General features: G+C 39.5%; 10 protein-coding genes. 6 read left to right on the top strand and 4 right to left on the bottom strand.

The window, feature by feature from the left end; translation table 11 throughout:
* Nucleotide 1: 1 nt before the first annotated feature.
* Together ADICYQ_RS29670 and ADICYQ_RS10590 are read right to left on the bottom strand one after the other, a co-directional pair.
* The gene (locus tag ADICYQ_RS29670; protein ID WP_020892693.1) at nucleotides 2–553 is read right to left on the bottom strand and encodes a sugar phosphate nucleotidyltransferase; all 552 of its coding nucleotides are present in this window, start codon (nucleotides 551–553) and stop codon (nucleotides 2–4) included.
* A gap of 2 nt (nucleotides 554–555) precedes the next feature.
* Nucleotides 556–1524, bottom strand: coding sequence for a KpsF/GutQ family sugar-phosphate isomerase (locus ADICYQ_RS10590; RefSeq protein WP_020892692.1), 969 nt, complete (start codon nucleotides 1522–1524; stop codon nucleotides 556–558).
* A gap of 98 nt (nucleotides 1525–1622) precedes the next feature.
* Between ADICYQ_RS10590 and recQ the strand changes: the two genes are divergently transcribed.
* The 4 genes from recQ to ADICYQ_RS10570 are packed head-to-tail and all read left to right on the top strand — an operon-like array spanning nucleotide 1623 to nucleotide 6999.
* Nucleotides 1623–3800, top strand: coding sequence for a DNA helicase RecQ (gene recQ / locus ADICYQ_RS10585; RefSeq protein WP_020892691.1), 2178 nt, complete (start codon nucleotides 1623–1625; stop codon nucleotides 3798–3800).
* A gap of 15 nt (nucleotides 3801–3815) precedes the next feature.
* A complete protein-coding gene (purD, locus tag ADICYQ_RS10580) occupies nucleotides 3816–5111 on the top strand; it encodes a phosphoribosylamine--glycine ligase (RefSeq protein WP_020892690.1) in 1296 nt (431 codons plus the stop codon).
* Nucleotides 5112–5156: 45 nt separating this feature from the next.
* Nucleotides 5157–6536 (top strand): regulatory iron-sulfur-containing complex subunit RicT, encoded by a 1380-nt coding sequence (locus ADICYQ_RS10575; RefSeq protein ID WP_040415697.1) that lies wholly within the window; start codon nucleotides 5157–5159, stop codon nucleotides 6534–6536.
* Entirely contained in the window at nucleotides 6526–6999 is a 474-nt protein-coding gene (locus ADICYQ_RS10570) for a gliding motility lipoprotein GldH (protein ID WP_020892687.1), read from the top strand. The genes ADICYQ_RS10575 and ADICYQ_RS10570 overlap by 11 nt, the downstream gene beginning before the upstream one ends.
* Before the next feature lie 75 nt (nucleotides 7000–7074).
* Here the strand turns inward: ADICYQ_RS10570 and ADICYQ_RS10565 are convergent, their stop codons facing one another.
* Both ADICYQ_RS10565 and ADICYQ_RS10560 read right to left on the bottom strand, forming a co-directional pair.
* Nucleotides 7075–11073, bottom strand: coding sequence for an AAA domain-containing protein (locus tag ADICYQ_RS10565; RefSeq protein ID WP_040415695.1), 3999 nt, complete (start codon nucleotides 11071–11073; stop codon nucleotides 7075–7077).
* The gene (locus tag ADICYQ_RS10560) at nucleotides 11073–11897 is read right to left on the bottom strand and encodes an SDR family oxidoreductase (protein WP_020892685.1); all 825 of its coding nucleotides are present in this window, start codon (nucleotides 11895–11897) and stop codon (nucleotides 11073–11075) included. The genes ADICYQ_RS10565 and ADICYQ_RS10560 overlap by 1 nt, the downstream gene beginning before the upstream one ends.
* A gap of 72 nt (nucleotides 11898–11969) precedes the next feature.
* Between ADICYQ_RS10560 and rlmD the strand changes: the two genes are divergently transcribed.
* Complete coding sequence (gene rlmD / locus ADICYQ_RS10555; protein WP_020892684.1) at nucleotides 11970–13382, top strand: 23S rRNA (uracil(1939)-C(5))-methyltransferase RlmD; 1413 nt, start codon at nucleotides 11970–11972, stop codon at nucleotides 13380–13382.
* Nucleotides 13379–13756, top strand: a complete 378-nt coding sequence (locus ADICYQ_RS10550) for a hypothetical protein (RefSeq protein WP_020892683.1) — start codon at nucleotides 13379–13381, stop codon at nucleotides 13754–13756. The genes rlmD and ADICYQ_RS10550 overlap by 4 nt, the downstream gene beginning before the upstream one ends.
* The last annotated feature ends 5 nt before the right edge of the window (nucleotides 13757–13761 follow it).

Here is a 13761-nt window from a genome sequence, read left to right as displayed (position 1 = left end):
GCTAGTTCCAGGTCAGGTTTTTCAGAAAAGGTTTTAACTTTTTTACCGATTGTCCCTTTTCGGGGAAAAACTGTATATAGCCATAATTTGTATCAGGTCGATAAGGCTTGATCCCAATGGTAATCAGATTGTTCACCGTCGAAGCCCCATCCATGGCCTCATCAATGGCCTCAAAAAATGAATTTTCATTTAAAATCAGTTGGTCAGAAGGGCTTACTAAAACCTTGGCATTCGGATTAAGTTTTTGGATTTTATAACTTGCCAAAGCTATTGAGGCAGCAGTATTTCGCCGCATAGGCTCCACCAGAATTTGATCCTCTGGAATATTGGGTAACTGCTCTTTAACAAGAGAGAGATACCGCTTACTAGTGACTATAATAAATTGATAATTTTCGAAATGACCTTCATACCGGTCATAGGTCATTTGCAACAATGTCCGTCCAGTACCCAATAGATCTAAAAATTGTTTTGGTCTTTGACGCCTGCTAGATGGCCAAAATTTAATACCAATACCACCTGCTAATATAACAATGTACCTGTCGTTTTCCTTCATATCTATACGATACCTTCCTTCATCAAATCATGAATATGGATAAATCCAACCAATGAAGCGCCATCCTTCACTACCAGTTGGGTAATATTAAAAGTTTTCATTAACTCAGCGGCTTTAACTGCATAGTCATCTACGAAAATCACTTTAGGGTCTTTGGTCATAATGTCCTTGGCTTTGATGGTTGACAACTCAAAATTATTTTGAAGCATCCTCCTTAAATCACCGTCTGTGATAATTCCCTGCAGCTTTTTATTAGCATCCACTACAGCGGTTGCACCTAACCTTTTACTACTGATTTCTAGAATGACATCTTTAAGAGAAGCATCCTGATCTACCATGGGCACCAACTTTTGGTCAATTACATCTTCAACCTTCAAATAAAGCTGTTTGCCCAAAGTGCCACCGGGGTGGAATCGGGCAAATGATTCAGCAGTAAATCCTCGAGCCGTAAGCAAACAAACCGCCAGGGCATCTCCCATAGCCATCTGAACAGTAGTACTCGTCGTTGGTGCCAGATTGTTTGGACAGGCTTCTTCTTCAATCCCTGTAAACAACACGTAATCGGACTGCTTCGCCAAATAACTATTGGCATTCCCAACCATACCGATTAGCTTGCTCCCCAACGCTTTAAGCATGGGTACCAAAAGCTTAATTTCAGGAGTATTCCCACTTTTGGAAACACAAATTACAAAATCTTCTTTCTTAATCATACCCAAATCCCCATGAATTGCATCGGCAGCATGCATAAATAAAGAAGGAGTACCTGTAGAATTCAACGTTGCCACAATTTTATTTGATACGATAGCACTTTTACCTATTCCGGTAATCACTACCCTACCCTTACTTGATAAAATATCCGTTACACAAGCTTCAAAATCATCCCCAATATGAGGGATCAGATTTAATAACGCATTGGCCTCGTTTTGAAACACATTTATTGCAGTGTTTTTAATATTTTTTAGTAAATTCAATTTTACTGCTGTTAATTGTTAGTTTTGTATAAAGGTAGGAAAGTTTTACCTTAAACATTAATAATTGACAGGGAGTAACTCATTAAACTATTAATGTAGTGGACAAAGAGGTAAAAGATAATCTAAAAAAAATATTTGGTTTCAATCAATTCAGAGGAAACCAAGAGTTGATAGTGAACAATATTCTGAAGGGGAACAACACCTTCGTAATAATGCCAACTGGTGCAGGGAAGTCGCTTTGTTATCAATTGCCCGCTGTTTCTAAAAGTGGGACAGCCATAGTTATTTCTCCATTGATCGCTTTGATGAAAAATCAGGTGGATCAATTGAATAGTTATGGCATAAACGCTCATTTTCTAAACTCTACCCTAAGCAAAACAGAATCCAATCGGGTTAAGGGAGAAGTCAGCGCAGGCCTCACAAAATTGCTATACGTTGCACCTGAGTCTTTGACCAAGGAAGAGAATGTCAAATTCTTGAAAAATGCAGACATTAGCTTTGTGGCGATAGATGAAGCCCACTGTATCTCCGAATGGGGACACGATTTCAGACCGGAATACAGAAAGATAAAATCAATCATCTCTCAAATTGGTGACAATCTTCCTGTAATCGCTTTGACAGCTACTGCAACGCCTAAAGTTCAACAGGACATTCAGCGTAACCTTCAGATGGAGGAAGCGGATCTCTTTAAGTCATCCTTTAATAGAACAAATCTCTATTACGAGGTCAGACCCAAGGTGAAGAATGAAACCAAGAAAGAGATAATTAAATACATTAAATCTCAGAAAGGTAAATCTGGGATCATCTATTGTCTCAGTCGAAAGAAAGTAACTGAAATTGCTGAGTTATTGAAGGTAAACGGGATCAATGCTGCTCCCTACCATGCAGGCCTTGACGGTCATGTAAGGGTCAAAAACCAAGATGACTTCTTGAATGAGGAAGTGGATGTAATCGTAGCAACGATTGCTTTTGGCATGGGTATAGATAAACCTGATGTCAGGTATGTCATCCACTACGATGTTCCAAAATCACTTGAAGGATACTACCAAGAAACTGGCCGCTCAGGAAGAGATGGGCTTGAAGGCCATTGTCTGATGTTTTACCGGTATGAGGACATAGTCAAACTTGAGAAATTCAATAAGGACAAGCCTGTCAATGAACGGGAGAATGCCAGGGTGCTTCTTCAGGAAATGGCAGCTTATTCAGAAAGCTCTGTTTGTCGTAGGAGATTCCTCTTGCATTACTTTGGTGAAACCCTATCCAAGGATTGCGGTTTTTGCGACAACTGTAAGAAAACCAAAGAGACTTTCGAGGGCAAAGACGACATTGTGAAAGCAATAAAAGCCGTCAAAGAGACCAACCAGAGATTTAGCATGGATCATATCGTCAGCCTTTTAAGGGGTGAAAAGAATGATTATATCATGAGCTACGGCCATGACAAACTTTCCTCATTTGGTGCTGGCAAAGACAAGGATGAAATCTATTGGAAAACTGTTTTAAGACAGGCAATGATTTTTTGTCTGCTAGAAAAGGACATTGAGAATTACGGTATTATTTTGCTTTCCGACAAGAGTGAGGCTTTTATTAAAAAACCATATTCTGTTACACTAAGTAAAAACCATGATTTCGCTAAAATGGCCGAGAGTGTGTCATCGGAAGAAATGAGTAATATTGGCAAGGCTTACGATGAAAAACTCTATGAATTATTAAAGCTAGAGCGAAAAAAAGTAGCCAAAGCAAAGAATTTACCACCTTATGTCATCTTTCAAGACCCTTCCTTAGAGGAAATGGCAACGATCTACCCTACTACCGCTGAGGAATTGGCTCAAATAAATGGTGTAGGCACAGGGAAAGTTAGCAAATTTGGAAAATCCTTTCTTCGGTTAATAGAGAACTATGTAGAAGAAAATGAAATCACAACTGCTTCAGATGTTGTTGTTAAAACTTCTGGCATCCGTTCTAAAGTAAAAATTACTATTATTCAGCAAATTGACAGAAAAATCGATCTCGATGAAATTGCCAATAACCTGAACATTAGCATGAATGAGTTACTGCATGAGATTGAACAAATAATCTACAGCGGTACTAAATTAAATATCAATTATTATATAGAAAATATCATGGACGATGAAAGAGAAGACATCCTCCAGGATTATTTTATGACGGCTGAATCAGACCATATCAGAGATGCTATGGCAGAACTTGAAGACGATGACTTTGCAGAAGAAGAAGTGCGGGTTTACCGGATTAAATTCATATCAGATCACGCCAACTAAAAAAGAATTTATCAAATGAATATATTGCTTATAGGAAGCGGTGGCAGAGAAAATGCCTTTGCCTGGAAAATTAAACAAAGTGAAAAATGTGAAAATTTATGGATAGCGCCAGGGAATGCCGGCTCTTCGGCTTTTGGACAAAACGTATCCATAGGTGTCAATGATTTTGAAGGCATAAAAAGCTTTTGCCTTGACAACAAAATTGACCTCTTAGTAGTAGGTCCTGAAGAACCTTTAGTCAAAGGCTTAAGGGATTTTATGGCCCAAAGTCCTGAGACTTCTGGAATTCCCATAGTTGGTCCTGGAGAATCAGGTGCCAGATTAGAAGGAAGCAAGGATTTTTCAAAAAAATTCATGATGGCTCACGGCATTCCTACTGCCTCATACGCCACTTTCACCTCGGCCACTTTACTAGAGGGTATTGATTTTCTAAAACAACAGAACCTTCCAATTGTATTAAAAGCCGATGGACTTGCTGCTGGTAAAGGTGTATTGATCTGCACAAGTTACGAAGAAGCTACAGACAGCCTTACCGACATGTTGGTAGGTCAAAGATTTGGTGAAGCCTCAACAAGGGTGGTCATAGAAGCTTTCCTTACTGGTATTGAGCTTTCCGTATTTGTAGCTACAGATGGAGAAAGTTACAAGATTCTTCCTGAAGCCAAAGACTACAAAAGAATTGGAGAAGGCGATACCGGACCAAATACAGGTGGCATGGGTGCCATTAGTCCCGTTCCTTTTGCTGACAAGGACTTCATGGACAAGGTTGAAGAAAGGGTCGTGAAACCAACAATACTGGGCCTTAAGAAAGACAACATTGATTATAGAGGTTTCTTATTTATAGGCTTGATGAATATGGATGGAGAACCTTATGTCATTGAATACAATGTCAGGATGGGCGATCCAGAAACCCAGGCAGTACTACCAAGAATAAAAAGTGATTTTCTAGAGCTGCTTAATGCCACAGCAAGCAAAACTTTAATTGATTACAACCTGGAAATTGCTCCAATCAAAACCGCTACCGTAGTAATGGTAGCTGGTGGTTACCCTGACGCCTACGAAAAAGGGAAAGCCATCTCAGGTTTAGAAAAATCCAATACACAGCAAGCCATCACCTTTCACGCAGGAACCAAAAGCGACAGTGCTGACCAAATAGTCACAAATGGCGGTCGGGTTTTGGGTATTACCGGTTTAGGTGATACTGTTGAAAAGGCGATTGAAAATGCTTACTTAAGAGTAAGCGAGATTACATGGGACAAAGCTAATTACCGAAAAGACATAGGACAAGACATCCTCCAACTAGGTAAATAACGCCCATATTCACGAGGAGGAAACTCCCTTAAATATATATGATATATGTCAGGATGCACAAACTGCAGTACCGACTCCACCTCTGAGGGTGGCTGCCAAAACAATGGCAGCTGTGGTACCAGCGATTGTAATAAAATGAATGCCTTTGATTGGTTGTCCCATATGGGGATACCCGAGATAGATAAATTTGATATTGTTGAAGTAAAATTTAAAGGAGGAAGAAAAGAATATTTCAGAAATTCAGGGCATTTACAATTGACTACTGGGGACCCAGTAGTGGTGGATGTTCCCAATGGACATCACATTGGTTATGTTTCTTTACAAGGAGAGCTTGTAAGGCTTCAAATGCAAAAAAGAAAGGTAAAAAACGATGACAATATTCTAAGCATCTATAGAGTTGCCACTCCAAAGGATTTGGAAAAATGGCAGGACGCAAAGAACAGAGAAACGCCTACCATCTATAGAGGCAAGCAAATCATCGATGAAATAAAGCTTTCCATGAAATTGTCTGACGTGGAATACCAGGCAGACAATTCTAAAGCGACCTTTTTCTATTCAGCAGACGACAGGGTAGATTTTCGCGAACTCATAAAACTTCTTGCCTCTGAATTTAAAATCAGGGTGGAGATGAGACAAATCAGCCTAAGGCAAGAGGCTGGTAGGCTTGGTGGCGTGGGTGTCTGCGGAAGAGAATTGTGCTGTTCTACATGGATACACGACTTTAAAAGTGTGACCACTTCAGCTGCACGTTATCAAAACCTTTCGCTCAATCCCAGCAAACTTTCTGGACAGTGCGGAAGGCTAAAATGTTGTTTGAACTTTGAGTTAGAGAGTTATTTGAGTGCTTTAAAGGACATTCCCAATATTGAGAAGCCTTTACTGACTGAAGCGGGCAAGGCTAAACTTCAAAAAACGGATATATTTCGCCGATTGATGTGGTTCAATTACAATGATGACAACAACTGGCATTCAATTGATTGCGATAGGGTAAATTCAATTATTGAGCAAAATGAAAAAGGTATTGTCCCTTTTAATTTGCAACAGGACAAAGCCTTTGAAGGTGAATACAATAGTTCTAAAACAAACGAGGATCTAGAATTATTAGACAAAAAATTCGCCAACTCAAGGACTAAAAAGAAAAGAAAACCCAAATCTCGAAAACCAAATCCACAAAACAACGCATCAGAAGCACCAAAGAGAGCTCAAAATAGTGCCGAAGAAAAACCTAGGCAACCAAAAAACAAAAGGCCGCCCAGGAGAAACAACAAGCCCGAAAATGTAGCCGCTAAACCTGCGACTCCAGCAAAAGAAGTGGATCCTAACGCACCAAAAGCTCAAGGTAACAACAGAAACAAGAGAAGAAAACCCAATAGAAACAAAGGCCCTAAAGGTGGTGATAACAAAGCTAAACCTGATGAAAAGTAAAAGTGTATTGGCCACAGCCCTTATCTTGAACCTATTTTGGGTAATCACAGCTTGTAATAATGGTCGTGTATATGAGTCTTTTCAAGAATTGGAAGCATTGAAATGGGTTGTTTCAGATACCGTTTCTTTCAATGTTGATTCCCTGGAGGACAGCTCAGGCTTGTCATCTATCCTAAGCATCAGGTATGATGACAAATACGAGTACAACAATCTCTATGTTCGTTATCTTCTAAGGGACAGTGTCAACAAGGTCTTGGTAGATTCATTGTTAAACATTCACCTTTTTGACCCTAAAACAGGTAAACCACTTGGCCAGGGATATGGAAACCGGAGAATCAGGTATGACACCCTTCCAGGTGATGTTATCCAACCCAATTCCACCTTTCAATTTATTCAATACATGAGAAAGGACACCCTTACTGGTATAGAATCAGTAGGCCTTAAAATAAACGAGGTACAATAACATTCCGATAATTCAAGGAGCTATTCTCACAAGGAAAGCTCCCTGACTTATTTTCTCATCCCTCAAAATTTTCGTTTATTCCCCCGATTGAGTCTTCACTTGAGCGATCTTTGTCTGTAGTAAATCCTCCTTATCGAGCCAATATTGTCTGCTAAATAAAAATACAATATTCCAATTTCTGGAGGTCAATAAACGTGGGTGGTAGACAAAGGCTTCTTTTGAAGTGCTAGAAGCAAAAAATCGTTGGTCATCAGTGAGAATAGCGGCCACAGCCTTTTCTTTTTCTTTCACTTCAAGATCCATCACTGCAGAATAGGGGTTTTCTACCACTTCATGATTACCATAATTTCCGATTAGCCTGTCTCTAAAGGACCAATTCCGGTCATATCCTGGTGCATCTGGCCTTAGTTCCAAGACTGCATTTCCTCGCTGTACTTCATCTACAAAGACAAAATACTCCTTCAGTAGCCTAATTCCAGCATTTTTCATGTGCCTTTCTTTGAAATCACTCACCTTTAAACTAGAAATTAGAATGTTCTGTTTTCTAGCCCTGGTAATGGCCACATTAAGCCTGTTTTCACCACCTTTTCTAGATAGTAAACCAAAATTAGCGGTGAATTTTCCTTCGGGATTTCTTGAATAGCCCACTGAAAACACCACATGATCAAATTCATCTCCCTGTACATTTTCGATGTTTTTCACCCGAATATTATCCTCCTGGGACAATGTTTCTTCCAAATCTATAAGACTTGTAATCAGCATCATTTGATAGTAATTAAAGGTAATTACACCAATGCTGTCTAAAGGAAATTTGATCCTCAAACTTTGCAACTGAAGGATCACCTCTTCGGCTTCTAGCTTGTTGGTCTGATTCTCCCATACGCCATCTACCCTGATTAATTTTAATCCATGCTCACCACTATTAAGCACTTTCCTATCCGGAAGCATGTATAACTTTCCTTCATAGAAATGTCTGTTAGAAAAATCTATCAAAGGCAAAGTTTCACTTCGATAATGGGTCTGAAGATGAAATGTAGGGAAATACTGTGCTACCATGTCCAGTAAGGAATCAATTTCCACCTCCATTGTATCCTCCTCCTCAGTTTGAATTCTGGTTTGGTAAAGATCATAGGGTTGAAGCTGTTGTCGGTCTCCTGCTATTACCACCTGTTTGCCTCTAAGCATCAGAGGTAAACCCCTCTCGAAATAACACTGACTGGCTTCGTCAAAGATTACCAAATCAAAATATTGCTCAAGAGGGAATAAAGCAGAGGCCGTTTCTGGTGAGGCAAGCCAGCAAGGTATTAATCTGAATATTTCATCCTTATAATGATCGATTAATTTCTTAACTGACCAGATCTGGCGTTTCTTCCCCACCTGATGCGCCAATTCCCTATAAGAAATAAGGTTGTTTAGCCTGTTGTATTCCAGGTTAGAACAGACCTCTTCTCTAAGTCTCATCTCTATAATAAAGCGGGCAATTTTAAGTTTTTCCTCAACAGAATTCTCAAATTCCGATATATTGCTTTTGATTTGAGGGCCATAAATCTCCTTCAAAACTGGGTATTTAGCTTCCAAATGACTTATCCAGCTGATTTTTAGGCTCGACAAGAACATGGCCTTTAACCCATCGTAATCGCTATCAGGAAATTCATCGATTAATTTTTCAATTACTTTCTTTTCCTCCTCCAGCATACTGTGCCTTAACTTATCAAAACGCGTTAATTCATCTATATCCTTCGGGAGGTTACTTTGTATTTCTTTCAGCTTCCCCTCATCTTCTCCACTTAACAGGTGTTTTATTTGTATTTCTGTAAGGTATCCTCTCCAATTAGAAAAATGATCCTCCACCCAATCATTGATAACACTTACACCTTCCAATAGATTTTGAAAGTGATCGAATGAGAATTGTGGTTTGTAAAAATAAGACGCTAAAACACCTAGTTCACTCATTATAAACCTGGCCTTCAAAGCTTTGAGGTGCAAATCCGCAACCTTCTCAAATTGCTCAATCGTAAAAGGCTTCTCTGGTAATTTTATCCAATTCTTCTGTTCCAGAAGTGCATATTGATGGTTTAGGTTCATACGGTTTTCCAGCCTCTGAACCAAAATTGAAATGTCTTCTTTATTGTTCTTCAACCCATTCATCTCAAGCAAAGACCTAATCACCTCAAATTTCTTTGGGTTAACTTTCATGGAAATTTTGCCATACAATGACTCCAGCTGTTTGGAATAATGAACGGCGTGTTGCAGTGTTTCCTCCACTTCCTGATTACTGATGCCCCACTCCACACCTTCATCCATCAGCAATTTCGAGATCATGTCCACCTTATTCTCCAACCACAGCAAGTCCAATGTACCGGCATCATGCATCATGAGGGCCTTAAACTTTTCATAGATCTCCTGGTCACTGATGGCCAGGCTCAAGGCTTCTATTTTCTCTTTCTGTTGGAAGGATTGATAGATAAGCCCGTATTCAAAATCATCCGCCAGCATGGAATTCAAATCATTCTTTGCAGTGATTTTCACTGAGAAAAGCTCCTGAAAAGTAGCTGAGGCACCTTGAATAGCTTCTGGACCCATTGAGGAGAAATCCACTCTGTGCAACCAAAATGAAGCAGACACTTGATATTTCTTATAATAATACTGGTATTGCTCGAAGTCATTCAAAAACCCATCCAACTCATCCAGTCTAAAACACCTGTAAAACTGAGTCATGTCTATACCTACACTTCGGTAATCCGAGGTAAGGTAAAGTTCTTTTACAGGAGCCCCGCAATCACTGGTATCATATAAGGCTTCTTTATAGGCATCAAAAAAATCAGAATACCTTTCTATGTTTCGACACATCTGGCTAAAATTTCTTTCCAGCTGTATCGCATCAATAGACCTGTTCAGTGCTTGATAATTTTCAAGAGAACTGATCTGGTGATTTATTTTTTTATAAAGTTCTTTTCTATCTCCTCGATAATCGTGCACCAAAGCGGTAAAATTAGCCATTCCCTGAGAAGCTATCCGCTGATAAACAACATCTAGTGCAGCCCGTTTCTGAGACACTACCAATACCTTTTTGCCTCTGGAGGCAAAATCAGCTACCATATTACAAATTAACTGCGATTTCCCTGTCCCCGGAGGGCCCTGGACGACACAGGAATTCCCCGACTTCGTATGATGGATAACAGCTTCCTGACTGGCATCTATTGGGAAGGTATTGTACAAATTGCTTTCTGTAGTGGGCTGCGGATTTTCAGACTTATTCACAAAGTAATCTGAAAATAATTCTTCCAAATTTTCATGATCAGACTGCTTGATCAATTGCTCATAATCGTCCATCAAGAAAGAACTCTTTTGTGAGAACTGTCCTAAAATGGCATAGGGCTTTAATTTGAGCAAACCCACATCAAAATTTTCTTCAAAAAAGTCCCTGGTATTGTCAGGAAAAAACTCAAGTTGATCCTTATAAATTTCCCTACTAAAATTTAACTCAATTTGATTTTTGAGCAATTGATAAAGGTCCGTACGAAACCCCATAGGGTCCTTATTAAAATCTTCCAAAGATGCTTCTAACCATTCGGCGTCAAAAGGCTTCCCCACTGCCTGGCTATAGGCCAGTAAAAAGGAGGGGTTTAAAAAGGGTAATTCGCCCACACTTTTCCTCAGGTACCAGGTTTTGTCTTCCAGAATAAGCTCTACAGGAAAAAAAACCAATGGGCAGCGTGTGAGCTGGCCATTTAGAAGTTTTCCCTCCACAAATGGCCAGCCAACGAACAAACTTTTCTCTCCGGTTTCTTCAATTGTAAAGTTAACCTGCTGCTTAAGGCGTTTTAAGCGAACAGAAAGCTGATTGACATTCTGATCCCGGCTATCCAAAACCTGGATCAGGGGAATGTTTCTTTTTCTGCCTAATAATTCTGTGATATAAAAAAAAGAGGCATGGTTATTTAAAAAATGGAAATCCTTCAAATCAATCATCTGGCTGGAAATGATTTTAGGAAGGAATATGGATCGATTGTTAGAGGAGAGATCTACTAACCTATTCAAATAAACCCGAAGTACATCTTTTAGTTTGGACATTATTTAAAGGGTGAATCTTTTTCCTTTGCCATATGATTGTAAACTATTTTATCCATTATCCCAGGTATCCATTTGTTGAGGAATACAGCCATTTTCCCTTGATTGGTAAGTACCAGGTCTCTTTTCTTTTTCCTTAATGCGGTAAGCATGGCTTCTGCCACTTCTTCAGCCGTCATCATTTTCTCCTCTTCCCTAGGTGACTCGCTTTGGCTGGTTCCATCCCCCAGAAGCGCATTGTTCCTGATATTTGAGGCAGTAAAGCCAGGGCAAACTACCATCACATGCACACCTAATTTCATCACCTCCGTACGCAAAGACTCAAAAAAACCATTCATGGCAAATTTGCTGGCCGTATAAGCTGTTCTGGCAGGTGTTCCCCTAAAACCGTTTATAGAAGAAACCCCGATAATTGCTCCTTTATTCTTAATGATTTCATCCATGCAAAATTTAGTGGCATAAACTGTCCCCCAAAAATTAATGTCCATTACTTGATGAAACACCTTCAAATCCAATTCACGAAACAATGCCCGCATGCTAATCCCTGCATTATTGATCAATACATCAATTTTTCCAAAATGCTTGATCGCATCATCGGCCATTTGCTGGTTTTGTTCGGCAATAGCTGCATCACAAACCCCACCTCCACAAACTATCCCTTCCTTCTGAAGAAACACTAAAGTTTCATCTAATTTAACCCTGCTCCTACCGGTAATCCAAATTTTAGCTCCTGCTTTCCCAAAAATAAGCGCGCAAGCCTGACCAATTCCTGAAGTAGCTCCTGTTATGACCACTACTTTATTTTTATTTCCATGTTTTTTTAACAAGTTATGTAAAACTCTGAAACCAAGATGAACAATATTCAACCCTTTGACCGAAAATGATTAATTTTGTGACCTATGTCAAGAAAAATGAAGAATAAGGTCCTCGAGCAGTTAAAAATCGAAAGAATAGCTGCAGAAGGTAAATGTGTCGGACACCACGAAGGTAAGGTTGTCTTTGTAAGTAATGTAGCTCCTGGTGATGTCGTAGATGTCAGAGTTACAAAAGGTCGTAGCAGCTTTTTGGAAGCTGAGGCAATTAAAATTCACGAATACTCTCCAGACAGGGTCACTCCTTTTTGTTCCCACTTTGGTGTTTGTGGTGGTTGTAAGTGGCAACATATCTCTTACGAGCTCCAGATGACATACAAAAGGCAGCAAGTGATTGATCAGTTTGAGAGAATTGCGAAGGTGCCATTGCCCGAAGTAATGCCTATTATCGGTTCTGCAAAAACCCAATACTACCGAAATAAATTAGATTTTACCTTTTCTAATAACAGGTGGCTCACGAGGGAAGAAATTGATTCAGGCGAGGTATTTGAACGGAATGCCCTGGGTTTTCACGTCCCCAAAAGGTTTGATAAGATAATTGATATTGACCATTGTTATTTACAAGACAATATTTCCAACGATGTCAGAAATGAACTTGGCGATTTTGCATTAAAGGAAGGTTTATCCTTTTATGACATCATAAATCAAACAGGCCTTTTACGTAACCTTATCATTAGAACCACACTTGATGGACAATCGATGGTCATCGTTCAGTTTGGCGAAGATGATCAGGAGGGTATTGCTAAAGCAATGGAATTTCTTCATCAGCGTTTCCCTGACATCACTGCATTGATGTACATTGTCAACCTAAAGAAAAATGAGACTTTTCAGGACCTAGAGGTTCATACCTACGCTGGAAGAGACTATATAGAAGAAACCATGGAAGGGCTGAAGTTTAAAATAGGCCCTAAATCCTTTTACCAAACCAATTCATCACAGGCTTACGAGCTATATAAAGTGGCAAGGGAATTTGCTGAACTAAGTGGTGATGAAGTTGTTTATGATTTGTATACTGGTACAGGTACCATTGCGAATTTCGTTGCTAAAAATGCAAAGCAGGTTATTGGCATTGAATATGTTGAACCTGCCATAGTTGATGCCAAAGGAAATTCACTCCGCAATGGTATTGACAACACCCTGTTTTACGCAGGAGACATGAAAGATGTATTGGACGATGAATTTGTCGCCAGTCACGAAAAACCGGATGTAATTATCACTGATCCCCCAAGAGCAGGCATGCATGAAGATGTAATAAACATGCTATTGCGTCTTGAGGCAGTGAAAATCGTATATGTAAGTTGTAACCCTGCGACCCAGGCAAGGGATGTTGCATTGCTATCCGAAAAATATGAAATCATCAAAATTCAGCCTGTAGACATGTTTCCACAAACCTACCATGTTGAAAATGTAGTCTTACTAAAATTAAAAAATAAAGGATGATCAACAACGAAAATGACCCAGAACTTAATGGGAAATACTTGGGGACCATTAGCAGTGATTTTATAAAAATAAGCGATACGCTTAAAGAGGCTGCCTACCAAGTGCGACAACGGAAGTTTTCAGAATTCCCTATTTTCCCAATTAGTAAGGAAGAACAACCCATAGGGCAATTGTTTCTTAGTAGAAAAGAAAAGCCCATAGACTGGAATTATTACATCACTTACCTGGATGAATTTATCCAACGAGAGCTAATCAAGGAAGAAGGAGTAGAACAATTTAAGGCTTCCTATAAAGATCCTGATGAATTTTGTTGTCTATTTGTAGTCGATGAAGAATTCACCAAGTTTTTATACATTCCTTATCCCGAAGAATAAGGAAT

It is taken from the genome of Cyclobacterium qasimii M12-11B (assembly GCF_000427295.1).
Classification (GTDB): Bacteria; Bacteroidota; Bacteroidia; order Cytophagales; family Cyclobacteriaceae; genus Cyclobacterium; species Cyclobacterium qasimii.
Note: the sequence above shows the minus strand (reverse complement) of the source record. Positions and strands in the feature narration are given on the sequence as shown.